This is a genomic window from Psychrobacter sp. AOP7-A1-24 (assembly GCF_052376235.1).
GTDB lineage: Bacteria > Pseudomonadota > Gammaproteobacteria > Pseudomonadales > Moraxellaceae > Psychrobacter.
Genome location: NZ_JBQSVM010000010.1, coordinates 46,973 through 71,535, shown reverse-complemented (window position 1 = coordinate 71,535; position 24,563 = coordinate 46,973). Strand labels below are relative to the sequence as shown.

The 24,563-nt window shown below is 43.7% G+C and carries 23 protein-coding genes and 1 tRNA gene; 18 read left to right on the top strand and 6 right to left on the bottom strand.

Annotation, left to right across the window (positions count from 1 at the left end):
• The first annotated feature begins 568 nt into the window (after positions 1–568).
• Positions 569–901: a hypothetical protein gene (locus ACT3QQ_RS05475; RefSeq protein ID WP_444527211.1), complete on the top strand. Its 333-nt coding sequence runs from the start codon at positions 569–571 to the stop codon at positions 899–901.
• On the top strand, positions 847–1,155 hold the full coding sequence (locus ACT3QQ_RS05470; RefSeq protein ID WP_444527210.1) for a DUF4230 domain-containing protein: 309 nt from the start codon (positions 847–849) through the stop codon (positions 1,153–1,155). The genes ACT3QQ_RS05475 and ACT3QQ_RS05470 overlap by 55 nt, the downstream gene beginning before the upstream one ends.
• Positions 1,156–1,192: 37 nt before the next feature.
• Here ACT3QQ_RS05470 and ACT3QQ_RS05465 read toward each other — a convergent pair whose 3' ends face one another.
• Positions 1,193–2,803: a cryptochrome/photolyase family protein gene (locus ACT3QQ_RS05465; protein ID WP_444527209.1), complete on the bottom strand. Its 1,611-nt coding sequence runs from the start codon at positions 2,801–2,803 to the stop codon at positions 1,193–1,195.
• A 201-nt stretch (positions 2,804–3,004) separates the two neighbouring features.
• Here ACT3QQ_RS05465 and ACT3QQ_RS05460 point away from each other — a divergent pair, with 201 nt between their 5' ends.
• From ACT3QQ_RS05460 to ACT3QQ_RS05430, 7 genes are all read left to right on the top strand, one after another.
• Positions 3,005–3,688: a phosphoribosylanthranilate isomerase gene (locus ACT3QQ_RS05460; protein WP_444527208.1), complete on the top strand. Its 684-nt coding sequence runs from the start codon at positions 3,005–3,007 to the stop codon at positions 3,686–3,688.
• 86 nt (positions 3,689–3,774) lie between these two features.
• The gene (gene trpB / locus ACT3QQ_RS05455) at positions 3,775–5,049 is read left to right on the top strand and encodes a tryptophan synthase subunit beta (RefSeq protein ID WP_444527207.1); all 1,275 of its coding nucleotides are present in this window, start codon (positions 3,775–3,777) and stop codon (positions 5,047–5,049) included.
• Between the two features lie 125 nt (positions 5,050–5,174).
• Positions 5,175–5,999, top strand: coding sequence for a tryptophan synthase subunit alpha (gene trpA, locus ACT3QQ_RS05450; RefSeq protein WP_444527206.1), 825 nt, complete (start codon positions 5,175–5,177; stop codon positions 5,997–5,999).
• A gap of 511 nt (positions 6,000–6,510) precedes the next feature.
• A complete protein-coding gene (gene accD, locus ACT3QQ_RS05445) occupies positions 6,511–7,446 on the top strand; it encodes an acetyl-CoA carboxylase, carboxyltransferase subunit beta (protein WP_444527205.1) in 936 nt (311 codons plus the stop codon).
• A 176-nt stretch (positions 7,447–7,622) separates the two neighbouring features.
• Positions 7,623–8,996 (top strand): bifunctional tetrahydrofolate synthase/dihydrofolate synthase, encoded by a 1,374-nt coding sequence (folC, locus tag ACT3QQ_RS05440; RefSeq protein WP_444527204.1) that lies wholly within the window; start codon positions 7,623–7,625, stop codon positions 8,994–8,996.
• A 248-nt stretch (positions 8,997–9,244) separates the two neighbouring features.
• Complete coding sequence (locus ACT3QQ_RS05435; RefSeq protein WP_444527203.1) at positions 9,245–10,450, top strand: SPOR and LysM peptidoglycan-binding domain-containing protein; 1,206 nt, start codon at positions 9,245–9,247, stop codon at positions 10,448–10,450.
• Between the two features lie 251 nt (positions 10,451–10,701).
• Positions 10,702–11,232, top strand: a complete 531-nt coding sequence (locus ACT3QQ_RS05430) for a DUF2726 domain-containing protein (RefSeq protein ID WP_444527202.1) — start codon at positions 10,702–10,704, stop codon at positions 11,230–11,232.
• An 81-nt stretch (positions 11,233–11,313) separates the two neighbouring features.
• Here ACT3QQ_RS05430 and ACT3QQ_RS05425 read toward each other — a convergent pair whose 3' ends face one another.
• The 5 genes from ACT3QQ_RS05425 to gatC all read right to left on the bottom strand — a co-directional run bounded on the left by ACT3QQ_RS05425 (position 11,314) and on the right by gatC (position 16,250).
• Entirely contained in the window at positions 11,314–12,291 is a 978-nt protein-coding gene (locus ACT3QQ_RS05425) for a DUF1853 family protein (RefSeq protein ID WP_444527201.1), read from the bottom strand.
• A gap of 365 nt (positions 12,292–12,656) precedes the next feature.
• Positions 12,657–12,733: transfer RNA gene (locus tag ACT3QQ_RS05420), tRNA-Pro, on the bottom strand.
• Between the two features lie 114 nt (positions 12,734–12,847).
• A complete protein-coding gene (gene gatB / locus ACT3QQ_RS05415; RefSeq protein WP_444527200.1) occupies positions 12,848–14,359 on the bottom strand; it encodes an Asp-tRNA(Asn)/Glu-tRNA(Gln) amidotransferase subunit GatB in 1,512 nt (503 codons plus the stop codon).
• A complete protein-coding gene (gene gatA, locus ACT3QQ_RS05410) occupies positions 14,359–15,855 on the bottom strand; it encodes an Asp-tRNA(Asn)/Glu-tRNA(Gln) amidotransferase subunit GatA (protein ID WP_444527199.1) in 1,497 nt (498 codons plus the stop codon). Before gatA ends, gatB begins: the two co-directional genes overlap by 1 nt.
• 80 nt (positions 15,856–15,935) lie before the next feature.
• Positions 15,936–16,250 carry an Asp-tRNA(Asn)/Glu-tRNA(Gln) amidotransferase subunit GatC gene (gene gatC / locus ACT3QQ_RS05405; RefSeq protein ID WP_201569441.1) on the bottom strand — a complete coding sequence of 105 codons (315 nt, stop codon included), beginning with the start codon at positions 16,248–16,250 and terminating at the stop codon, positions 15,936–15,938.
• A gap of 674 nt (positions 16,251–16,924) precedes the next feature.
• On the opposite strand from gatC, the gene ACT3QQ_RS05400 reads away from it, so the two are divergent.
• The 9 genes from ACT3QQ_RS05400 to rplW all read left to right on the top strand — a co-directional run bounded on the left by ACT3QQ_RS05400 (position 16,925) and on the right by rplW (position 24,554).
• Positions 16,925–17,962: a rod shape-determining protein gene (locus tag ACT3QQ_RS05400; RefSeq protein WP_444521394.1), complete on the top strand. Its 1,038-nt coding sequence runs from the start codon at positions 16,925–16,927 to the stop codon at positions 17,960–17,962.
• A 213-nt stretch (positions 17,963–18,175) separates the two neighbouring features.
• Positions 18,176–19,033: a rod shape-determining protein MreC gene (gene mreC, locus ACT3QQ_RS05395; protein WP_444521367.1), complete on the top strand. Its 858-nt coding sequence runs from the start codon at positions 18,176–18,178 to the stop codon at positions 19,031–19,033.
• A 160-nt stretch (positions 19,034–19,193) separates the two neighbouring features.
• Positions 19,194–19,679: a rod shape-determining protein MreD gene (gene mreD, locus ACT3QQ_RS05390; protein WP_444527198.1), complete on the top strand. Its 486-nt coding sequence runs from the start codon at positions 19,194–19,196 to the stop codon at positions 19,677–19,679.
• A 96-nt stretch (positions 19,680–19,775) separates the two neighbouring features.
• The gene (locus tag ACT3QQ_RS05385; protein WP_444527197.1) at positions 19,776–20,456 is read left to right on the top strand and encodes a Maf family protein; all 681 of its coding nucleotides are present in this window, start codon (positions 19,776–19,778) and stop codon (positions 20,454–20,456) included.
• A gap of 123 nt (positions 20,457–20,579) precedes the next feature.
• A complete protein-coding gene (locus ACT3QQ_RS05380; RefSeq protein WP_444521370.1) occupies positions 20,580–22,181 on the top strand; it encodes an Rne/Rng family ribonuclease in 1,602 nt (533 codons plus the stop codon).
• A gap of 409 nt (positions 22,182–22,590) precedes the next feature.
• Positions 22,591–22,902 (top strand): 30S ribosomal protein S10, encoded by a 312-nt coding sequence (gene rpsJ / locus ACT3QQ_RS05375; protein WP_010196670.1) that lies wholly within the window; start codon positions 22,591–22,593, stop codon positions 22,900–22,902.
• Between the two features lie 49 nt (positions 22,903–22,951).
• Positions 22,952–23,590, top strand: a complete 639-nt coding sequence (gene rplC, locus ACT3QQ_RS05370) for a 50S ribosomal protein L3 (protein ID WP_444521371.1) — start codon at positions 22,952–22,954, stop codon at positions 23,588–23,590.
• A 14-nt stretch (positions 23,591–23,604) separates the two neighbouring features.
• Positions 23,605–24,207, top strand: coding sequence for a 50S ribosomal protein L4 (rplD, locus tag ACT3QQ_RS05365; RefSeq protein WP_444521372.1), 603 nt, complete (start codon positions 23,605–23,607; stop codon positions 24,205–24,207).
• Complete coding sequence (gene rplW, locus ACT3QQ_RS05360; RefSeq protein ID WP_444521373.1) at positions 24,204–24,554, top strand: 50S ribosomal protein L23; 351 nt, start codon at positions 24,204–24,206, stop codon at positions 24,552–24,554. Before rplD ends, rplW begins: the two co-directional genes overlap by 4 nt.
• The last annotated feature ends 9 nt before the right edge of the window (positions 24,555–24,563 follow it).

The following is a 24,563-nucleotide window of genomic DNA, read 5'->3' as shown; positions in this document are numbered from 1 at the left end:
AAAAAAATAAGAAATAGTAGGATGTTGAGCGTATGGCTAATCGTTTCATTGCCGCCGCAAGCTTACCTTTATCACTTAGCAATAATCTAGGGTTTTTCATAGTTACCAATTTGCTTATATACAAAGCACATCAGTAAAAACTGCTCTCACAAAAGAGAGACAAATTCGATTTGATGTATCAATATGCCAAAAATGCAATATATTCAGGTTAGAAACCTGATAAGTGCTTTAAGACTGACATTTTATTCATACAATCTGACTATGTTAGGTAAAGTTAGCCTAAGACGCAATGAATTTTTTTCTTTTCAGACCGAACGCGTTGCAAAGGTTTCAATAAGGGTCAAATAATTGAGTTGTTCATATGTTTTTATAGCGTAAGAGTCGCTTAATTTAGACACGATTTATTAAGATGATGGTGTGGAGAGTTGCGCATAAAGTTATGTAGAAAAATGGTAGTTATTACTTGAAGTTACTGCACAATAGTCGCATTTATATATTAAATGTCTATTCTGGTTTTACAATGCTGTTAGCCTTACAAGAACGATGCAATATTAAGAAGGTAGCTTCTATGGATAATCCTGATATGAATAACGTCAATACCACTCAAAATCCTAAAAAACGACCTGTTGCTACGATGTCTTGGGTGATATTACTCATCGGTATGGCAGCGATTGTCTTTGCCATTTATAGTGCGCAAAATAAACCAGAAGAAGCGCCAATAGAGACAGTTACTAGCGAAGGTGTGGTCACGCAAATTCAGCAGTTAAATCGTTTACATACTGTCGCATTTAGTGTCGATACAGTGATTACGAGCAAGCAACTAATTCCAACTCACCAGCTGCCACTATGCCGCAAATCAATATTACCTTGCCGCCCACAGAGGTATTTTCAGTATATCTAGATGATATCGAGATTTATGACTGGCAAACAGGGGCTTTTGGTATGATGCAAGTCGATCCTAAGATATTGGCGCAGGCACAGACTATGGCCAAAAAAGAGGTGTTAGAGCGTGCCTGCCGAGGTGACGTCATGGATATGGCGCTGCAAAATGCACAAACGCAATTGCAACAGCTATTTACACTCACGGGAGCGGTAGTGACAGTTACCACTCAGGGTGCAGGTGCGTGCCAGCTGCCAGTCACTACCAATGGCTAAGCTGATATTTGTTTTTGAATTAAGCTTCTTTTTTGAATTAAGCTTCTTTTTTGAATTCGGCAATAGCTAGCTTGCGTACCGACTTATGCTCGACCATCGGTGTAGGGTAGTCAACATCGACGAACTTGCCACCTTTTGCCAATTCTTTACGAATCTTGTCTTCGTTATGCAAAATACTATTAGGAACCTCTTTTAATTCTGGTAGCCACGTCTTAATAAACAGAGCTTTAGCGTCATGCGTATTGGCTTGGCTAAAGGGGTTCATAATACGGAAGTAGGGCGCTGAATCAGTACCTGTCGACGCGCTCCACTGCCAGCCGCCGTTATTGGATGCAAAATCCCCATCTATCAGTTGCTGCATAAAGTAACGCTCACCCAAGCGCCAATCAATAAGCAAGTCCTTTGTCAAAAACATCGCTGTGACCATACGCAATCGATTATGCATAAATCCTGTCGCATTTAAGCAGCGCATTGCTGCATCTACGAGCGGTACCCCTGTTTTACCAGTGCACCATGTCTTAAAGTCATCTTTATTATATGACCAATTAACCTTAGTGTCAGTCTCTTCCTTATAAGCCTTGTGACGGATTAGGTTTGGTTTTTCTACGAGCACATGACGATAAAAGTCTCGCCACGCAAGCTCACTTATCCAGCGATTGATGTCTTCATTATCACCATCATTACCGTGTAGCTTTTCTTGTGCTTGGCTCGCTTGTAGATAGCAGAGTCTAGGACTGATAGACCCGATAGTGAGATAAGCCGACAGCTGACTGGTGGCGTGCAAATGGGGAACATCGCGACTGACATCATAATCGTTGATATCATCATCAACGAATGCCTGTAGACGCTGGCAAGCAGCAGGATAGGTGTCTCTTGCTCGGTCAAGCTGAGCGGTCATATCAATATGTTGTAAAGACGTGCTCTTTTCTAGTGCCTTCTGGTAGGCACTGAGCATCTCTTCATTTAGTGCTTCGATATCTTCGATTGTATTAGCAAACGTTTGCGATGATTTTAGTTTGATTTTATAATCGCTATCCACCGCTTGCGCTTCATGCATTTGAACAGTGCTGACGTCCAACGTATGTCGCCATTTTTTATAAAATGGGGTAAAGACTTTATACATACTATCGCCATCGTTGGTTGTGATACTTTGCGGTGGCAAAATACACTGGTCATGCCAGCGGACAAACTCGATATCGTCCTTTGCAAGCTGCTTGGTTAATTGTTCATCACGATCAATCTCATTGCCTTCATACTCATGATTTGCCATGACGCAGCTGATCTCATTATCTTTGCATAAAGCTGTGAGTGCTTCTACACAGTCAGCAAAGCTTGGACAGAGCTGTACTGTCAAAGTGACGTTCAAGTTCGATTGCAATTCCTTGGCTAAAATAGGTAGCGTGCGTGTAATATGATCGACTTGTACAAAAGACGTATCATGCGCTTGCCACTGCTCAGGTGTCAAAAAGAATACGGCAGACACGGAGGCGTTTTCTTCCTTTGCACGCTCGCAAAGCACTGCTAAAGCGGTATTGTCATGGATACGTAAGTCGCGACGAAACCACATCAAGTAATGCGGTGGATTTTTGCTAGTATCATTGTTGTCGGTATCAGTATTATTCGCCGCTGTCTGTGCAGTCTTAGACATCAAAGTATTCCCATATTAATCAATCGCAATCATAAATAAAACTAAGGATAAAAGTATGCTAGGATAAGTTTTTGGATGCAATGGCTTTACCGTTTGGTTAACAAAACCTCATCACATCTAACAATTTATCTTTAGCTTGAACCTATCTGATGCCGCTATAATCGGTGTCATATTTAGTATCATGAAACGCAAGGTCACAAAATGCACGTCAAGTTTTGCGGGTTTACTCAGCTTAGTGATATACAGACTGCGGCACAATTAGGTGCAGACGCAGTAGGCTTGGTTTTTTATCCACCAAGCCCCCGCGCGGTCACGATAGAACAAGCGCAAACTCTAAGCGCTGCCGTACCTGCTTTTGTCAGCGTGGTGGCACTAGTGGTTAATATGTCTGAAACTGAGCTGATCAATTTAGCAAATGACGTCTCTTTTGATATTATTCAGTTCCATGGTGACGAAACACCTGAGCTGTGTGAGCAGCTAGCAGGTATGGTCAATAAACGCTGGATTAAAGCGTTGCGTATTAATGCTGATGCAGATAGTGCTACTAGTGTCAGCGTTCAGATTGACGAGTTTGCAGCAGCAGGGGCGAGTAGTGTCTTATTAGATGCTTATCATCAGCATAAGTATGGCGGTACAGGCGCACGTTTTGATTGGAGTTTGATACCAAAGGACAGCTCGCTACCGATTATCCTAGCGGGTGGACTGGATGCCGAAAATGTCGCTACGACTTTAGAGCTGCCTATCTATGCAGTTGATGTCAGCGGCGGTATTGAAGTGGATAAAGGCAAAAAAGACGTTGGCAAAATGAAAGCATTTATGAAAGCGGTCAAGCGCGATCGATGGCAAAATGTGACGCCTAGCGAACCTTCGAACATAAGTAGCTAGTTTACAATCCGCTCCATAACTTGTTACTTGCCCTATTTCTTTCTTATTTATTCTAAAAAATACCACTTATTACAGTAGGAATTACCATGAGTCATGTCGATAATAAAAATCCATCTGCCACCGCACAATCTGTCAATACGTTTACCAACCCAGCAGGCGTAAACGACTTTAATCAATACCCTGATGCTCGCGGGCACTTCGGTGTACATGGCGGTCGTTTTGTCTCTGAGACTCTAATGGCTGCCCTAGAAGAGCTAGAAACGCTTTATACTAAAGTAAAAGCAGATCCAGCATTCTGGGAAGAGTACCACAACGATCTGGTCAATTATGTTGGTCGTCCAACGCCGCTATATCATGCCAAGCGTTTAAGCGATGAGATTGGCGGTGCGCAAATTTACTTTAAGCGTGAAGACCTAAACCATACAGGCGCGCATAAAGTAAATAACACTATTGGTCAGGCATTGCTTGCCAAAATGTGTGGCAAAAAACGTATCATTGCTGAGACTGGTGCAGGGCAGCATGGCGTGGCGACGGCAACGATTGCCGCACGCTTGGGGCTAGAGTGTATCGTCTATATGGGTGCTGACGATGTTGAACGTCAAAAGATGAATGTCTATCGTATGCGCTTGCTTGGCGCAACGGTTGTACCAGTGACTTCTGGCTCACGTACGCTCAAAGACGCGATGAATGAAGCCATGCGTGACTGGGTAACCAATGTAGATAGCACGTATTACATCATTGGCACGGTCGCAGGTCCACATCCTTATCCGTTATTGGTTCGTGATTTCCAAGCGATTATCGGTAAAGAAGCACGTATTCAGCATCTAGAAAAAACAGGCAAAATGCCAGATGCATTGGTTGCCTGTGTCGGTGGTGGCTCAAATGCTATTGGTTTGTTCTTTGATTTCCTAAACGATACTGACGTTAAAATGTATGGCGTCGAGGCGACAGGCGATGGTATCGAGTCAGGTCGTCATTCAGCGCCATTGGCTGCTGGTCGTATCGGCGTATTACATGGTAACCGCACTTATCTAATGGCAGATGATGATGGTCAGATTCAAGAAACGCATTCTATTTCAGCGGGTCTTGATTACCCTGGTGTTGGTCCAGAGCATAGTTTCTTAAAAGATATGAAGCGCGTGGAATATGTCGGTTGTACTGATAAAGAAGCGCTAGAAGGCTTCCATGAAGCCACACAAAAAGAAGGTATCATTCCTGCACTTGAGACGTCTCATGCTATCGCTTATGCACTAAAACTGGCTAAAACCATGACACCTGATCAAACGATTATTGTGAATATGTCAGGTCGTGGTGACAAGGATCTGCATTCAGTGATGAAGGCAGAAGGGATTGAGATGTAGTAACGACTATTTTTATAAGTTGCTCAAATACCTTTAGCTAGTAAAATTACTTAGTGCCCTTTATTTGAAACTATTTATCAGATAAAGGGTCAAGTAAGCCAGTTTATAATAATTAAGAGACCGCTATGACCAGAATTGAAAGTACCTTTGAAACCTTAAAATCACAAAATAAAAAAGCCCTGATTCCTTACGTTATGGCAGGCGATCCTAATCCGACGACTACTGTAGGTTTGTTGCATGATTTAGTGAAACATGGTGCAGATATGATCGAAGTTGGTTTGCCGTTCTCTGATCCAATGGCAGATGGTCCAACCGTTGCACTAGCGGGTGAGCGCGCATTGGCAGCAGGTACGAGTACTCGTAATGCACTAGAAATGGTTGCAGAGTTCCGTCAAACAGATACGCAGACGCCAATCATTCTAATGGGTTATCTCAATCCTGTTGAAATCATCGGCTATGACAACTTTGTCGCACTATGTGAGCAGTCAGGCGTTGATGGTTTGTTGATGGTAGATCTGCCACCAGCAGAGGCGGGCAGCTTCACTCAGCATCTGACAGATCACTCCATGAATGAGATTTTCTTATTGTCGCCAACGACTTTGCCTGAGCGCCGTGAGCAAGTATTGACCCATTGTGGTGGCTATATTTATTATGTATCACTAAAAGGCGTCACTGGTTCAGCCACGCTCGATACCGACGATGTTGCAACCCAAGTTAAAGCAATCAAAGCGGAAACAGACCTACCAGTATGTGTTGGTTTTGGTATTCGTGATGGTGCCTCTGCCAAAGCGATCGGTACTCATGCAGATGGCGTTATTGTCGGTAGCGCATTGGTACAGAACTTTGCTGATATTGATGCCAATGATACCGCAGCGGTTGCAAATGCACAGCAGAACATCATGGCAAAAATGGATGAGCTACGCTCGGCATTAGATAGTTTAAGCGCTTAATAGTGATTGCTTTAGTACTGCTGCTATTAAGATGATAGTGTAGTGATAGCGACTTTGTTTTAGCGTTTGACTAAACGTTTGATTGAAGTTATACAATAAAGGTCATGATTGATTTTATGCGGCGATGTGATGTCGGAACAGTTATTTAAAAAAGTAGTTATTTGAAATCGCAAAGTAAAAATGTAGCTATTGTTTACTCAAGGTGTTTACTGCAAAGCTTTATGTGAAGACAATATCAAATGACTTTGCTAAAATTAGTTTACGAGTGTAAACTAACATCACTATTATATGGTGTCTGATAGCAGCGATTTGTTCGCGTTTTTTATTGGCAAATACGTTATCTATCAACAAACGGGTAATCAAATTGTCGATATATAAAATGTATTTGTGAGTATGTCGCATAACCGCTCATGTTATGACTGTATTAGACGCTTTGTTTAGACAACCATTAAACTTTCAATGACAAGCGAATGAGCAAACTTGTCGATAAGCCTTTACGATGGCAAATAATATGACTGATACAATAACAAAACCTGATAACAATACTGCTAAAGCCGGCCCAAACAGCAATGCGGATGAGCAGTCATGGCTTAACAGACCTATTCCTGGTGTTAAGCAGCAACTGACTGCACAACTGACTGCGGTAGAAACTGAGCCGTCAACCAAGTGTAGTAATTGTCATTCGATGATTACCAACACAGCACTGATTTTTAACTGCTATGTGTGTCCACATTGCGATCATCATTTACCAATGAGTGCTCGTGAGCGTTTGAACTGGTTGCTTGATCAAGTAGACGGTGAGACAGGACAAGAATTTACCGCAAAAGATCCATTAAGCTTTGTGGACAGTAAGCCGTATCCTACGCGCATGAGTGAAGCACAAGAAAAGACAGGCGAGTCTGAGGCGTTGGTTGCTATGTATGGCAAACTGCGTAATCTTGATATCGTTGCCTGTGCTTTTGATTTCCGCTTTATGGGTGGGTCAATGGGTTCAGTGGTTGGCGATCGTTTCGTACAAGCAGCTGAAAAAGCACTAGAGCAAAAAGTACCTTTGGTTTGCTTTGCTGCCTCTGGCGGCGCACGTATGCAAGAAGGTTTGTTATCGTTGATGCAAATGGCACGTACAGCAGCAGCGATCGAGCGTTTAAGAATCGCTGGGATTCCTTACATTGTAGTATTGACCAATCCTGTGTACGGCGGTGTGACTGCATCACTAGCGATGCTGGGTGATATTCATCTAGCAGAACCAAAAGCGATGATTGGCTTTGCTGGTAAGCGTGTGATCGAGCAGACCGTACGTGAGACGTTGGAAGAGCCGTTCCAGCGCGCTGAGTTCTTATTAGAGCATGGCGTAGTAGATGAAGTGGTACATCGTCATCAACTAATTGATACGATCTATCGTTTGCTTGCAAAACTATGCCGCGTACCAAATGTAGATGCTCAATAAGGTAAGCCGTGAAGTATAATGAGTCATTTATTGAGTGCATAATGACTTAGCTGCATGCTAATATCTACTGCATATGCAAGACCCTCTAATAGCATTTATCGTCATTGCACGGTAAGTGCTATTTTTGGTTTTAGCGAACACATATATTTTTATTAAATTTCATATAGGTTTTATTCATGTCTGACCTTTTAGCATCTGATCACAAAAGCCCTAACGCCCATAGCCCTAATGAAAGTGCTAGCCTAACTGAATGGCTCGATTATATGCAGCAGATTCATGTGTCTGCGATTGATATGGGGTTATCACGTGTACTGCCTGTCGCAGAAGCGTTAGGAGTGGTGCAGTCAGCCAAAGATGATGCTTATGTATTTACTGTAGCAGGTACTAATGGTAAAGGCTCTACAACCGCTGTTATCGCCAAAATGTGTAAGGCCGCAGGTTATAAGACGGCGCTATATCAGTCGCCACATCTTAGCGCTTTCAACGAGCGAGTGCGTATCAATGGTGAGATGGTCAGCGATGAGACACTGGTTGAGGCCTTCAGCAAAGTAGAAGCAGCACGTTTACAGTGCGATTTGACGTTATCATTCTTTGAGATGACCACACTAGCAGCGCTACTGATATTCACTGAGGCAGACTGCGATGTATGGGTACTAGAAGTAGGGTTAGGTGGACGTCTAGATGTGGTCAACATTATCGATCCTGATATGGCAGTCATTACCAATATCGGTATCGATCATGTCGACTGGTTGGGTGACAATGTTGAAGATATTGGCCGTGAGAAAGCAGGTATCTTGCGTAAAGGTATCCCTCTTATTTATGGGGCTAAAGAGATGCCAGCCAGCGTGCAACAAGCCATCGATACTCAGCAAGCAACTTGTTATCAGATTGGACAAGATTTTAGCTACCGTGATATTGATACAACGACTTGGCAATACAGTAATGCGGCAGTTACCTTGCAATTACCACGTCCTGCGCTATCGCTGACCAACACCGCCAATGCATTGTCAGCCGTATTGGCAAGCCCATTAGATGTCGATATTACTGCTATTAAGCAAGCGCTACAAACGGTCAAATTAGCTGGTCGCTTCGATTATCGTGAAAGTCATAGTCGCCATTGGTTATTTGATGTCGCGCATAATGAGCAAGGCGTTGAGTTCTTACTAGCCCAGCTATTACCATTTTGGCAGCAGCATCTAGCCAAGTATAGCAATCAAAATAGCTCAGCGAATGTCCCGACACCGAAGATAAAAATGCTATTTTCTATGTTGGGTGACAAGGATATCGACAAGGTTGTACAGCGTTTAACTCAGGCAGGCTTACCGATTAATGATTGGTTTATTGCTGAAATTGATTATCCCCGTGCCGCGACTACTGAGCAGCTGCAAGATATTTTGGTTGAATATATTGATAATACCAATATATATGAGTTTGATAGCTTGCATACAGCGACCCATGCAATGATAAAGGCGAGCCAACCGCAAGACCTTATCGTCGTATGTGGCTCGTTTCATACGATTGGTGAAGCATTGAATGCACTTAGCGTATGAGAATTTAAGTTAAAGTAGCGCCTGTTTAATGTTAATCTTAGTCATAGCTTGATAGCAGACAGCATGAAAAATATGCTTTATAATCAAAATGATTTGCCAGACTGCTATAAGAGGGTCGGCATGAGTTTTGAACCTTGATGGCAGTAACTAGCGGTAAGAGATTATGATTAAAGCGATTTGATACATTGCTTTAGGATAGTCGCTCCGACGCTCAATCAATCTTATTACCAACTAAGAGACGTAAACGGATGAACTTTTCGAGACAAGCCTTATTGGGCATTGGGATGATTATCGGCGGTAGCGTGATGCTATACGCTATGGTGCAACAGATTGGTGATAGCGACCAACCAGAGCCGATGTCTGCAATGGTCGACAAACTAAGCGCGGAGCAAGAGTCTCCTCAGCCACTCACGACTGATATCGAAACAGAAAAACGTATCCTTGCGCAAAAGCAGAAGGAGCGTGCAGCACGCGTTGCAGAGCAAGAGAAACGTGCAAAAGAGTTTTTGACAGAGCAGGAAGTTGCCGAAGCAGAAGCGTTGGCTAAGGCACGTGCTGAGAGTCAGCAATATGTTGCCAATAGCGCGCCAGCTAGTGAAGAGACTACCAGTACAGAGTCTACAAAGGACGCTTCTACAGATCTAACGGCTCAGCCTCGTACTGATAGTGAGAAGACTACTGCTACTACAAAGTCTAGTGACACCGAGAAGCAAGAGGCTGCCCAAGAGCAACAAGAAGTTCAAAGGCAAGCTACTCTTAAAGAGCAAGCGGCTGCCAAAAAACTTGCCGAAAGCAAAAAACAAGCGGAGGCAGAGAAACTAGCAGAAGCAAAAAAGCAGGCTGAAGCCCAAGCAGCGGCTGAGAAGAAAAGAGAAGCAGCTGAAGCGGCTAAAAACGAGCCACCAAAATCACCTTCTGAGTACCAAATTAAAAGAGGCGACGGACTAATCAAACTGGCAAGACAATACAACATGCCTGTTGAAGTATTGGCTCAAGCCAACAATCTATCACCATCTGCAGCGCTACAGCTGGGTCAAAGCATTACCATACCATCGAGCAAACAAGTACAACGTCTAGAGCGTGAAGCGGCTGCCGCTGAACAAGCGCGAGAGAAGAAGCGTCAACAAGAAGAGGCACTAGCGAAAAAATCTGCCGACGCTAAACGTGAAGCGCAGCAAAAACTAAGCGAAGCTCGTAAAGAGGTTAAAGAAACCGATGCGAAAGGCAGCTTTGGGGTGCAAGTGGCACTAGCAAATGACCAGTCCAAAGCAGATGAATTAGTAAAAAGATTCCAGCAGGCGGGCTATCAGGCCAAAACCAGTCGTACCAGTCGCGGTGTACGAGTCATCGTAGGACCTGAGCGTGGTAAAATTGCCGCACTAGCCTTAAAAGATAAAATTAATAGCGATCCTAAGGTCGATACGACTGGTGCTTGGGTACTGTACTGGCGTTAAGGTAGAGCATTTCTAACGATCTCGATTCGACTTTTATCTACTTTATATGAAAACACGACAAATACTGTCGTGTTTTTTGTTTTATAGATTGCTGATTAACCCAACCTTAGCTAAGATGAGCGCCATTTTTATAATCTGTCGTTGTATAACCTGTCAGCCTATGTAGGCTGACTTGTCGTGGTCGGCGCATTATTAATTGCCATCAATAATGATAATTAGCCCATCACTCTCATATTTCATAAGGTAGAACCATGTCGTTTGGTGTTATATTTTTAATATTGGCCGTTGGTTTTTTGGGGCTAATTACGTTACCGAAGCTGTTAGCAAAGCGTCCTGTCGTTGAGCCAGATCCAAAGCCTGTACGCGGTGATGAGTTGGCTATTTGGCCATTTGCGCCGATGCCAATTATGACCAATACAGAAGTGATATTTTTTAATAAGTTAAAAAACGCTCTTCCTGAATACCATATATTTGTCCAAGTGCAACTATCACGGATTATTGAAGCCAATAGTAGTGAGACATCAGAGCGTAGCTTTTGGTTTAATCGTATATGCCGTCAGAGCGTTGACTATGTGATTGTGGATGTCGATGCTCAAACGACATTAGTGGCTATCGAGCTTGATGACTGGACGCATAGTAGTAAAGCCCGTCAAAAAGCGGATGATAAAAAGGACAAAGCGCTTGCCAGTGCAGGTATTGCGATGGTGCGTTTCCACGCTGAGCGTATGCCCAGTGCAGATATGCTTAGGTATGAGCTAATGCAGGTGATTGAGAGTTATTAAGTGTTCTGTGAAAGCCGTCCGATTATTAAAACTAGAATATTCTCTAAGCGACTATTTTTCAGAACCCTAGGCTAATTAAACTTATCTATCGATTTGGTCTGACTGTCTTGGATAAATGACAATTGGTCGACTACCTTCAAAGTATAAACCTGTTTTAGGTAGTTCGTTATCTGCACAAACTATCGGCTGCTGATGACCATCATAAGCATTTCGCTTATCATAAAAGTCGCGCTTGGTGAACCATTCAATATAATGCGCGGCTCGCAATGCTGTAGTGTCAATAGTTGCAAGACCTTTCGTGTCCCTCTTATCACACCATTCATGTATCGGAAAGCTCGGCGTTAGCCAATAGGGCCAGTCATAATTACCGCAATCATTTGTATTAATCGGTAAAAAGAATCGGCCCTTAATGACTCCGTAGCGCTTATCTATTTTTACCTGTCCGTGATTTTCCGTATTTACCCATACTGCTCGAAACTGCTTGGTCTGCATGTGTGTCATTTTGCGCTGTAGATTGTCATTGGAGTTAATTCCAACCCAGTTCACAGGCTCAAACGGCGCGGAGCCCATAAAGAACTTGATGGCCAACTCCCAATGCTCGACCAGCTGCTCTGCATGATTGTATAAGATTAAATCTAGCTCACCAGTGGTCTGTTTACCATTATAGAGCTGCACATTATTAGCCAGTGTCTCATACGGATGCAGCTTGCGTGCAAACCCATCTTCTAACCAAAATGACACCAACCCTTCAAAGTGAAACCCTAGTCGATTGGGGCTTGGGCGCTTGAGTAAATAGCGAGTCAGCGCTTGATAATCAGTGGTGGTGTCTAGCTCCGTTAATCGTTGCTCATACGCCTCAAACTGCGCCTGCCAAAAACTGGCGCTATGTACTGAAACAGCGTGTGTGTTCTCATGCGGTGCAAAGTCTAACCACTGCGTCAAGACGTTAGGACATGCCAGTACATAAGCCAAATCACGCACATAAGGTCGGCGGTAACGCTCCCAAGGAGTGTTATCTATAAGGCAGGTAGAGTTGGACTGAGCGATAGGCTCGGACATAAGATAAACCAGTGTAAAGGTGTAGCATTTACCCTAACGTCTCGCTCTATAAAAGTCTATAGATGACAAGTATCCTCATCTCCACCTTCTACATATTCATCAAGACATTTAAGCATTTTGTGTAAGAAAATTCCGTAGGGCATAGGCCAATCATGTTTATGTACTTCAAATTGAAACTCCACAGCCTGTGCAGCTATATCATCTTCTATAATATCTTGTAAGCTATTTAGAAATTTGGGGCTATACCATTACTTCATCTCTATACACCCTTAAATCAAACATCATACAATCATCAACCAAATTTAGCACAAAAAAAAGCCAACCATTGAAAACAATGATTGGCTTTTCTCTATTACTGCTATGTTTGGTCGGAACGGCAGGATTTGAACCTGCGACCACTACACCCCCAGTGTAGTGCGCTACCAGACTGCGCTACGCCCCGAGTGACTGACTATTTTACGCAAAATTATGCATATTGCAAGGGCTATTTATTTTGCCCAAAGCCCAACGCACAATTTTACATATAGTCGTCAGCATCGCCATTTAAGCGTTCACTTTAACCCAATAACTCTTTTAGGATTTGGTTCACTTGCTGTGGGTTAGCACTGCCGCGACTGGCTTTCATGACCTGACCGACTAGACCGTTAAAGGCTTTTTCTTTACCGCCGCGATATTCTTCGACCATCGCTTCGTTTTTTGCGATGACTTCTTCGACCATGGCTTTGATAGCACCAGTATCGGTTTCTTGCTTGAGACCTTTGTCTTTGATGATTTTATCTGCTGCATCATCGCCATCGCCGCCTTCGCGCTCATATAGAGCACTAAAGACTTTCTTAGCCAACTTGCCAGATAGCGTGTCATCTTTGATACGTTTGAGCATGCCAGCCAATTGCTTAGTACTGATAGGGGAGTCGGCGATGTCTTTGTCATCTTTATTCAGTGCGCCGATCAAGTCGCCCATGACCCAGTTACCCGCCATTTTGGCATCTTGCTGACCGATTTCTGCGACCACTGCTTCGAAGTAATCAGCAATTTGACGACTTCCAGTCAAGATACGCGCATCATACTCTGATAGACTAAGCGCTTCTTCAAAGCGTGCGCGACGAGCGACTGGTAACTCTGGCATTGCCGCTTTGATTACATCAACCGTATGCTGCTCGATGCGGACAGGCAGCAGATCAGGATCAGGGAAGTAGCGATAGTCGTTGGCGTCTTCTTTGGTACGCATGGTACGCGTTTCATCACGCTCTGGATCATATAACATCGTCGCTTGTACAACTTTGCCACCGTCTTCAATGATATCGATTTGACGCTCGATTTCACGGTTGATAGCACGTTCGATGAAACGGAACGAGTTGAGGTTTTTTAGCTCAGTACGTGTACCGAGATCAGCACCTGGCTTGCGTACAGAGACGTTACAGTCACAGCGGAATGAGCCTTCAGCCATTACGGCATCCGAGATACCTAGCCATGTCACTAGCTGATGGATGGCTTTGATATAAGCCAATGCTTCGTGAGCTGAGCGCATATCAGGCTCAGAGACGATTTCGATCAGTGGTGTACCAGCACGGTTCAAATCCACACCAGTCATACCATCGACTGCGTCATGTACTGATTTACCAGCATCTTCTTCTAAATGCGCGCGAGTAATACCCATACGTTTAGGGTATTCGTTCTTTTCGCCTTCGTTGACCACGACATCGATGTAACCTTCACCGACGATAGGATTGGCCATCTGAGTGATTTGATAGCCTTTCGGTAAGTCAGGGTAAAAGTAGTTTTTACGATCAAACGTATTAAACAAACCCAGCTCGGCATTGACACCGATACCGAATTTGAGTGCGCGATCGACCACGCCAGCATTTAGCACTGGCAATACGCCAGGTAGACCCAAATCTACGATACTGGCTTGGCTGTTTGGCTCATGACCAAAGTCAGTTGGCGCTCCTGAGAAAATCTTACTTTCAGTATTTAGCTGGCAGTGAATCTCGATACCGATGACCACTTCATAACCATCGACGAATAGCTCTTTACGGACGGCATTGTTATCAGTAGTAGCTGTACTCATTATACCGTCTCCTTTGCGACGAGTGATTGTTGTAGGTGATGATCAGTATGCTGCTGGAACAGATGCGCAGTCGTGAGCAGTTGACTCTCTTGCCAGTGCTTACCGATTAATTGCAAGCCAATAGGTAGGCCTTCTTTAGTCAAACCGACTGGCTGACTGAGTGCAGGTAGACCTGCTAGGTTGACCGCGATGGTATAAACGTCACCTAAATACATCGTTGCAGGATCTAGGTCTTCACTAAGCTTATAAGCAGCCGTTGGTGCAGTGGGGCTGGCAATCACATCACAGCTAGCAAATGCTTCATCGAAGTCTTTAACGATCAAGCGGCGGATTTTCTGTGCTTTGGTATAGTACGCATCGAAGTAGCCAGCTGACAGAGCATAAGTCCCCGTCAAAATACGGCGCTGTACTTCAGGGCCAAATCCTTCAGAGCGTGAGCGAGTATAGAGGTCGATCAGGTCGGTTGGGTTCTCACAGCGATAGCCAAAACGCACACCGTCGAAACGTGATAGGTTCGATGATGCTTCGGCAGGCGCTAGCATGTAGTAAGTGGCAAGTGTGATCTCAGGATCAGTGATATTTACTTCTACGATTGTTGCGCCTAGCTCTTCGTATTTTTTCAACGCGGCACGTGCTGCTTGCTCAACCTCGCTATCGAGTCCTGTACTGAAGTATTCTTTGGCCACACCAATACGAAGACCATCAAATGGCTTATCACCAGCTGCGGCTTCGGCATCATTGATATCTTGTACGTAGTCAGGCATCTCGTATTTGATAGAAGTTGCATCGCGTGGATCATGACCAATCATTGGCTGGAGCAGATAAGCGCAATCTTTGGCGCTGCGTCCCATGCTACCCGCTTGGTCAAGACTTGAAGCGTAAGCAATCATACCAAAGCGTGATACACGGCCATAAGTAGGTTTGATACCCGTTAGGCCACAGAATGAAGCAGGCTGACGAATAGAGCCACCAGTATCACTACCAGTCGCAACAGGGACAAAACCAGCGGCAACGGCAGCAGCACTACCACCTGACGAGCCGCCAGGGACACGCTCTAAGTTCCAAGGGTTCTGTACGGTGCCGTAGTGTGAGCTACTATTGTCTGAGCCCATCGCAAACTCATCCATATTGAGCTTACCTAAGCTAATCATGCCAGCTTTGTCGATATTAGAAACGATGGTCGCGTCATATGGTGAGACAAAGTTATGTAGCATCTTTGAGCCACAAGTGGTTAGTACGCCTTGGGTACAAAAGATGTCTTTGTGCGCCATCGGTACACCAAGTAGCGGACGCTTATCACCCTGCGCACGCATCTCGTCTGCTGCTTTTGCTTGTGCGCGTGCTGTCTCAGAAGTATGAGTGATAAAGCTGTTTATCTTGCCGTCTAGCGCGTCGATACGCTTAATGTAATGATCGGTTAATTCTGCGCTGCTAAATTGTTTGTCTTGCAAGCCAGTAATGAGCTGCTCGGTACTTAATAAATGAAGTTCAGACATAAGGTGTCGTCCGTCAAAATGTTAATAGCATAAAATAAAATAGGATAGTGACAAATACGTGATGTGTTATTTAAACACTATTATTCAATTACCTGAGGCACCAGATACAAACCTTCTTCTACGGCAGGTGCGACTGACTGATTACGCTCGCGATTGATATCGTGTTTTGCCACATCAGCACGCAATTCTTGGCATGCCTCATGGATATTAGCTAATGGTTTGATGTCTGTGGTATCAACGTTAGATAGCGTATTCATCAGTTTTAATACTTTACTGATATCATCAGCATAGCTATCGGCTGTGCTTTCATCGACACCTAAGCGCGCAAGGTTGGCAACTTCTAGGATTTCTTCACGGCTGACGTTGCTATCAGACGTTGTTGGTTGCTGAGACATAGTTTCTCCAGTTAAGGACAGTTTTTTAGAGTAGTTGGATACGAAAACGAAAATACGTAAGCGCTAAAATAGAAATAAATAGTAAGTGGGCTTATTATAAAGCATCTGGCTCAAGTTTACAGAGTATGACGCTTGATTGATGCACAATCCTAACCAAGCGGCTTAATCGACAAAGACGCAGTATTAAATAGGATATAGTGCCAGCCAAGTCATAATGCCAATTAAAGTATAGTGTTTTACGTAGATATTTACATAGAGTTGCAAAACTGACCCCTAATTCATCATTGTTCCTCAATTGCTCTCCAATTGGGCGTCAAAATACGTTACAGTATGCATCTGCTGTTAAGCAAAGCATTCCTTTGCCTGTAGAGCCTTGTTAGTTATCAAATTAAACGTTATTTCATTGAGTTGAATGATATTTATTATTAATTCAAACTTTGTAACAACTTTTGGCGTCTAAGACGAAAATCCTTACTTCCTGATGCAAATATCTATGTTTTTTTTGAGCTAAATCGGTATAATTTAGCCCAGTTTTTCATTTCATCGTTATTGTTCGGATTTTGACTTGTTGGGATGATAACTGTTGCCACAAGTAATGTTTAACGACGACCTGCTCAACACTGACGAGTAACACCTCAGTCAATCTCATTCGCCTCATTCGTAAGACGCTGGATATATTAGTCATGAACCTGTTTGGATTTTTATCAAATAATATCGCTATCGACCTCGGTACTGCGAACACCCTAATTTTTATTCCTAATAAAGGCGTCGTGCTTGACGAGCCTACGGTGGTCGCGTTACGAAGCAATCGTACTCAAAACCCGACCGTCGCTGCTGTTGGTATCGATGCCAAGCAGATGCTAGGGCGTACGCCTGCGAACATCACAGCAATTCGCCCATTGAAAGACGGTGTGATTGCTGATTTTGAAGTGACGCAAAAAATGCTTAAGCACTTTATCGCTAAAGTAAAAGCCAAGCGTTTTATGGCACAGCCTAACGTCGTGGTTTGTGTACCATGCAAGTCTACTTTGGTTGAGCGCAAGGCGATTCGTGAGGCAGTATCATCTGCAGGTGCGAGCAAGGTACTATTGCTAGAAGAGCCGATGGCTGCGGCTATTGGGGCTGGCATGCCTGTTCATGAAGCCAGTGGTTCTATGGTGGTTGATATTGGTGGCGGTACAACTGAGATTGCGGTTATCGCACTGTCTGGCTGTGTGTATTCTGAGTCGATTCGTATCGGTGGTGATATGTTTGATGAAGCTATCATTACCCATGTGCGCCGTACGCATGGCTGTGTCATCGGTGAAACGACTGCTGAGCGCATCAAAAAAGAAGTCGGCTCTGCATTGAATGAAGACAGCCAACTAGAAGTGGAAGTACGTGGCCGCAGCATGGCAGAAGGTGTACCAAAGACCTTTACCGTCAATTCAGAAGAAGTACAAAAAGCGTTAACTGATCCATTGAGCGGTATTGTTAGCGCTGTAAAAGTAGCACTTGAGCAGACACCACCAGAGTTGTCATCAGATATCGCTGAGCGCGGTATCGTATTGACAGGTGGCGGCGCACTATTGCGTGACCTAGACAAACTTATCTCTCAAGAGACAGGTTTGCCAGTGACGGTAGCAGAAGACCCATTAACTTGCGTTAGTCGCGGCGGTGGTATCGCGCTTGATTTCATCAACAACAAAAGTTTGAACATGATTTTTGTCTAAATCATCTTTATCCCTAATTGCCATATTCTATTGGTAATAGATGATAATAATGATTTATGTGACTGATAGATCTGTAAATATATAAAATTAAAGGTAGCCGATTGTGCTACCTTTAATTGCATTCAATTGTGCTAGAACCCAATATCCTCGATAAACACTCATACTGTAAATAAGTGCTATTGTTCCTTTTAGACCTCTCAAATCAGACGACTTATGATTCCAAGTATTTTTGCTCGCCAGCCGTTATCACTTCGTAAGACTGCTATTGTGTTGATAGTGGCCTTAGTTTTGATGTGGTTCGATAGCAAAAACTCCGAATGGTTTGAACCAGTACGTAGCACCAGTCATGCCGCCATGCAGCCTATCTATGAGTTGTCTCTATTGCCAAGCTATGCCAAGCATTGGGCTGGTGGTAGTCTGCAGTCAAAGGAAGCACTGCGTCGCGAAAACATGCAATTAAACTCACAACTGATACACGCGCAGGCCAAGCTACAACAGCAAGACTATATCTTGGCACAGAATGCACGCTTGCAAGGTATCTTATCTACTACTAAGCCTGAGCAATTTGATCTTAATTTGGCGCAAGTTATCGGTACAGATACCAATTTGCTCAGGCAGATTGTGGTGCTTAATAAAGGTGAACAAGACGGTGTACAAGTTGGACAAACGGTTATCGATGAAGATGGTGTATTGGGACAGATTATTAATGTCTATCCTAATACTAGCCGCCTATTATTGATTACAGATGAGCAGCAATCAGTTGCTGTCACGGTCAAACGTACAGGTCAGCGTGCCATCGTCACAGGTCAAGGTATTCCGTCTTCACTAAGCCTCGATTATGTTTTCAAAACATCAGATGTACGAGTAGGTGATGAGTTGGTGTCATCAGGGTTGGGCGGTCGTATTCCAGCAGGCTATCGAGTGGGTCGCATTGCACATGTCAAAGACGAGCAAACCGATAACTTTAGAACGATCGAAGTCACTCCAGCGGCTAACTTTATTGATAATGCCTATGTTTTGATACTTCAAGACAAAGTATTGAATGAGAATAATACGTCTATTTTTCCATAGCTAATGGCGGCACTAGTCTCTACTCTCATTATCAAATAAATGGCTTATCGATACTTCAACAGCTTCCATTTATAGTGCTTCCCACTTATAGTATCCACCTTGCCAATATCCAATCAATACTATAATAGCAATCATCAAACACTCGCTAAGGTAAGTACCTATGTCGTATCCTGACTCTGAGAACTCAACGGTACTATTGATAGTTGTGATTGTTCTGAGTTTTATCGTGGCCTCATCACTCAATGTCTATCCATTGAGTCCTAGCATGGCAACACTGCGTCCCATGGTAATGATCATGGTGTTGATTTATTGGTTGTTATTTCAACCACGTTATGTTGGTATTTTTACTGCATTTACAGTTGGTCTGATTGCTGATTTATTGATGGATACACATTTAGGACAGCAAGCTTTTGCCGCTGTGGTTGTCGCATTGGTCATCAAAATTACCAGTATCTATGTGAGACGGTTGAACACGATTAGCGCATGGCTGATTGCCAGTCTGGGGTTGATCGTCTTCCAGTTGACGCTATGGATACTACAGATGTTTATTCAAGGCGTCTTTGTCGCGCAGTCCTCTTTGTCACTATTAATGAGTATTCTTAGCTGGCCGCTCGTGCTGTTTGTTTTGCGCAAATTTTCGCGTTAATGATCAATCATTATAGCTACTGCTCAGATTAACGGCTTGTCTGCTAGCTCACTGGCAAATACACAGACCATAAATTTATAAATAAAGAGAATAACGATGGATATCATTTTAGCGTCGGGCTCTCCGCGTCGTCGTGAATTACTGGAAAGAGCACAGTTAGATTTTACTATCTTAAGTGTAGATATCGATGAGACACCGTTAGATAACGAGTCGCCAGCAGAATATATTGAACGCATGGTGGCAACCAAAGCTGATGCTGCGATACAGAAATTAAGTGAGACGTTCCAAGCAGATCACGATAGTCTGACATCATCGTTTATTATTTTGACTTCTGATACCATTGGCGTGCTGTCAGATGGTAAAACAGTATTAGTAAAGCCTGTCGATCGCGAGCATGCATATAGCATGTGGCAGCACATGTCTGATAATGTCCATGAAGTATGGACAGCAGTTCAAGCGACGCAAGTACAACTATCACCTATAGCAGAACCAAGCACATCAAAAAATACAACGTCTTTTCAAGTTATCAATCAACAGCGAATTACTGAGCGTACGGAAGTGACTTTTATACCATTGACGACACAAATGATGAGCGATTATTGGGATAGTGGTGAACCAGCTGATAAAGCAGGAGGGTATGGCATCCAAGGATTGGGTGCAGCTTGGGTCAGTCGTATCAATGGCAGTTATACTAGTGTCGTTGGTCTGCCATTAGCGCAGACACTAGCACTAATCAAAAAGATGACGAAAAGTAGTGTCGACACTGTCAACTCGTAATATTGGGATGTGCACATAATGACACGGTAGGGTAATGGGCAAGAGCAAGTCGCATTTGTTACACTGTCAATCTAATAGGCGATGACCGTCTGATAAAAAAGCTGAGAGATAAGAGAAAAAACTATGTCCGAAGAGCTGCTGATTAATATTAGTCCAATGGAGTCGCGTGTTGCGGTTTTAGACAATGGTATTTTGGGCGAGATTTATATTGAACGACATCATAAACTGGGGTTGGTTGGCAATATCTATCTGGGGACGGTCGTACGTGTCTTGCCTGGTATGCAGGCAGCCTTTGTAGATATTGGTCAATCGCGGACCGCATTTCTACATGTCAATGATATGCAGCGTGAACCACGCCCAATTGTAGAAAAAAACAAAGCGGCTAAAATTACTAAGCATGAGATCAATGAGGACGATGCAACTACCAACGCTGCTGCTGACAGCTTGGCTGTGACACCGCCCATTGTTAGTGCACAAAGTACAGAGATAGTACCAGCGTCCAAAACATTGATTCAGCATCGTCTGCATGAAAGCCAGCGCATTTTGGTACAAGTAACCAAAGATCAGTTAGGGAGCAAAGGTGCTCGTTTAACAACCAATATCTCACTGCCATCACGTTATCTAGTATATTTGCCATCGAGTGACCATATTGGTATATCACAGCGAATCGACGGTGATGAAGAGCGTACCCGATTAAAGACAGAACTTAGTAGCCTGATGCAAACCGTCAATTTAAAGGGTGGTCTTATTGCCCGTACTGCCGCTGAGCGCGTCCCTGTCAATAAGTTAGAAGAAGACATCTATTATCTCTTGCAGCTGTGGCGTACTATCTGTGCTCGTCGCCAAGAGATTAATCATCATCAGAGCTCAGAGCTGATCTACCAAGAACTGTCGCTACCATTACGCTCAATACGTGATTTGGTTCACGCTGATACCGAAAAGGTCATTATTGATAATACGCAAACCTATGAGCAAGTAAAATATTTTGCCAAAGAGTTTGTTCCTTTTGTCTATGATCGAATCGTGCATTATACCGCAGAGCAATCGTTGTTTGATGTACACCGTGTCGAGGACGACTTACGTGATGCACTAAAGCGCCGTGTCGATCTAAAATCTGGTGGTTATCTGATCATTGACCAGACAGAAGCAATGACTACGATTGATGTTAATACAGGGTCTTTTGTAGGTGGTCGCTCATTAGAAGATACGGTCTATAAAACCAACCTAGAAGCCACACATGCTATTGCCCGTCAGCTGCGCCTACGCAATCTAGGCGGCATTATTATTCTAGACTTTATCGATATGCTAGAACAACAGCATAAAGACGACGTTTTAGAGAGCTTGCAAGCACAGTTGACCCAAGACTACGCAAAAACTAAAATTACGCAAGTTAGCGAACTCGGATTAGTAGAGATGACACGTAAGCGCACGCGTGAATCTTTAGGTCAGCAGCTTTGTGAACCGTGCTCAACTTGTCAAGGTCGCGGGTTTGTCAAAACGGCAGAGACAGTTTGTTTTGAGATTTTTCGAGAAATTATGCGTTGTGCTCGCACTTATAACTCACCCAAAAAATTCACGGTAGTGGCTCATGCGGCAGTCATCGATTTACTACTCACTTCAGAGTCAGATACGGTAGCCGATCTAGAGTATCTACTAGGTAGAGTGATTACTTTTGATGTAGAGAACCTATATACCCAAGAGCAGTATGATATTGTTTTAGATTGACTTTATTTGAAATAGATAATAATTTTCGATAAAAGCGTCTATGTGATTGGAGGCCAACATGAAAGTGAGTGTCTTTAATCACACTGGAGATTGCTCTTGCAATACCTAAAATACTATGTATAATATACCCCACTGAATTATATATGCGCAGCTGACTAGAAAGGCTGGCGCTATGACAGCTAGAGCATCGTTTCTAGCACTATTTCATTATGCCTTTGCTGCTTTCCAATATATAGGAGGGTCGGCGGGGCTTTAAACTATTTTGCTTTTGGCACGCTATAAGTTCGGATAAAGAACTCATTCTGGTTAAGAACAGAAGGCCGCTTTAAGTGAATATTTAACCAAACTGCTTTTGATCATAGTCTTGCGATGCAAGAATGGCGAAAGCACATATTAGGAGCTTGCTGGCATGGCTAACCAGAGAATCCGTATCCGTCTTAAGTCTTTTGATCATCGTCTGATTGATCAATCTGCACAAGAGATTGTTGATACTGCAAAGCGCACCGGTGCGCAAGTTTGTGGTCCTGTACCGTTGCCGACTCGCATTGAGCGCTTCAACGTTCTAACCTCACCACACGTTAACAAAGACGCGCGTGACCAGTACGAAATTCGTACTCATAAGCGTATGGTTGATATCGTTCAGCCAACTGACAAAACTGTGGATGCGCTAATGAAATTAGATTTAGCGGCGGGTGTTGACGTTCAAATTGCTTTGGGTTAATGCACATTAAACACCCAACCCATTAATATAAGATATAAAGAGGTCTAAAATGGCGATCGGTTTAGTCGGTAAAAAGTGCGGCATGACCCGTGTCTTCACTGAAACAGGCGCATCTATCCCTGTAACAGTTGTTGAGGTCGATGCAAACCGCATTACTCAAGTAAAAAATACTGATGTAGATGGTTATCAAGCCATCCAAATTACCACAGGTACTCGTCGTGACAGCCGTGTAACAGCTGCACAAAAGGGTCACTTTGCTAAAGCTGGTGTTAAAGCTGGCCGTGGTGTTTGGGAATTCCGTGCCAACGAAAGCGATCTTGAAGGTCGTGAGATTGGTGGCGAAATTCTAGCTGACTTGTTCGAACAAGGTCAGATTGTTGATGTGACAGGAAACAGTAAAGGTAAAGGTTTCCAGGGTCCTGTTAAGCGTCACAACTTTAGTATGCAAGATGCTACTCATGGTAACTCAGTGTCTCATCGTGCGCATGGTTCAACTGGTCAAAACCAGTCACCAGGTAAAGTATTCAAGGGCAAAAAGATGGCGGGTCAGATGGGTAACAAACGTGTTACCGTTCAGGGCCTAGAAGTGATTTCGGTTGATGCCGAAAAAGGGTTACTTGTCATCAAGGGTGCTATCCCAGGTGCCACCGGTGGCGATGTTATCGTACGTCCGTCAGTCAAAGCCTAAGCAAGGGGATTAACGTGGATTTAAAAACAGTTACAGGTGCGGCGGTTGAGCTTTCTGATACGGCATTTGGTCGTGAATTCAACGAAGCACTAGTGCATCAAGTCGTCACCGCTTATTTAGCTGGTGCTCGCCAAGGTACACGCGCACAAAAAACACGTGCCGAAGTTTCTGGCGGTGGTATTAAGCCATGGCGCCAAAAAGGTACTGGTCGCGCTCGTGCGGGTTCTATTCGTAGCCCAATCTGGCGTTCAGGTGGTCGCGCATTCGCTGCAAAACCACAAGATTGGTCACAGAAAGTAAACCGTAAAATGTATCGCGGTGCGATGCAGTGCATCCTAGCAGAATTGATTCGTCAAGAGCGTTTGATTTTGGTAGAAGAGTTGAGCGTTTCTGGGCCGAAAACCAAAGAACTGATTGCTAAGTTGAATGATTTGAATGCACCTCGTGCGCTTATCGTTACTAAAGAAGTTGAAGAAAACTTATACTTAGCTGCTCGCAACATTCCACATGTCAATGTACTTGGTACAAACGAAGTGGACCCAGTGAGCTTGATCGCATTTGATAAAGTGATCATGTCAGTTGAAGCTGCGAAACAATTTGAGGAAGCACTAGCATGAATAACGCAAGACTTTATCAGGTCTTAAGAGGGCCTGTATTCTCAGAAAAATCTCAAATGCTTGGCGACTCACTTGGTGTGCAGGTATTTAAAATTGATTCTAATGCTACTAAGCTTGAAGTCAAAAAAGCAGTTGAGTTGATGTTTGAAGGTGTTGAAGTTACTAAAGTAAACACGTTGAATGTTAAAGGTAAGACAAAGCGTTTTGGTAAAAGCATCGGCCGTCGTAACGACTACAAAAAAGCCTATGTTACCTTAAAAGCTGGTCAAGATGTACAAATGGCTGATGCTGGTGAAGACGTAGCGAATACTACTGATTCTACTAGTGAAACAGCGAATAACGAATAAGGATTACAC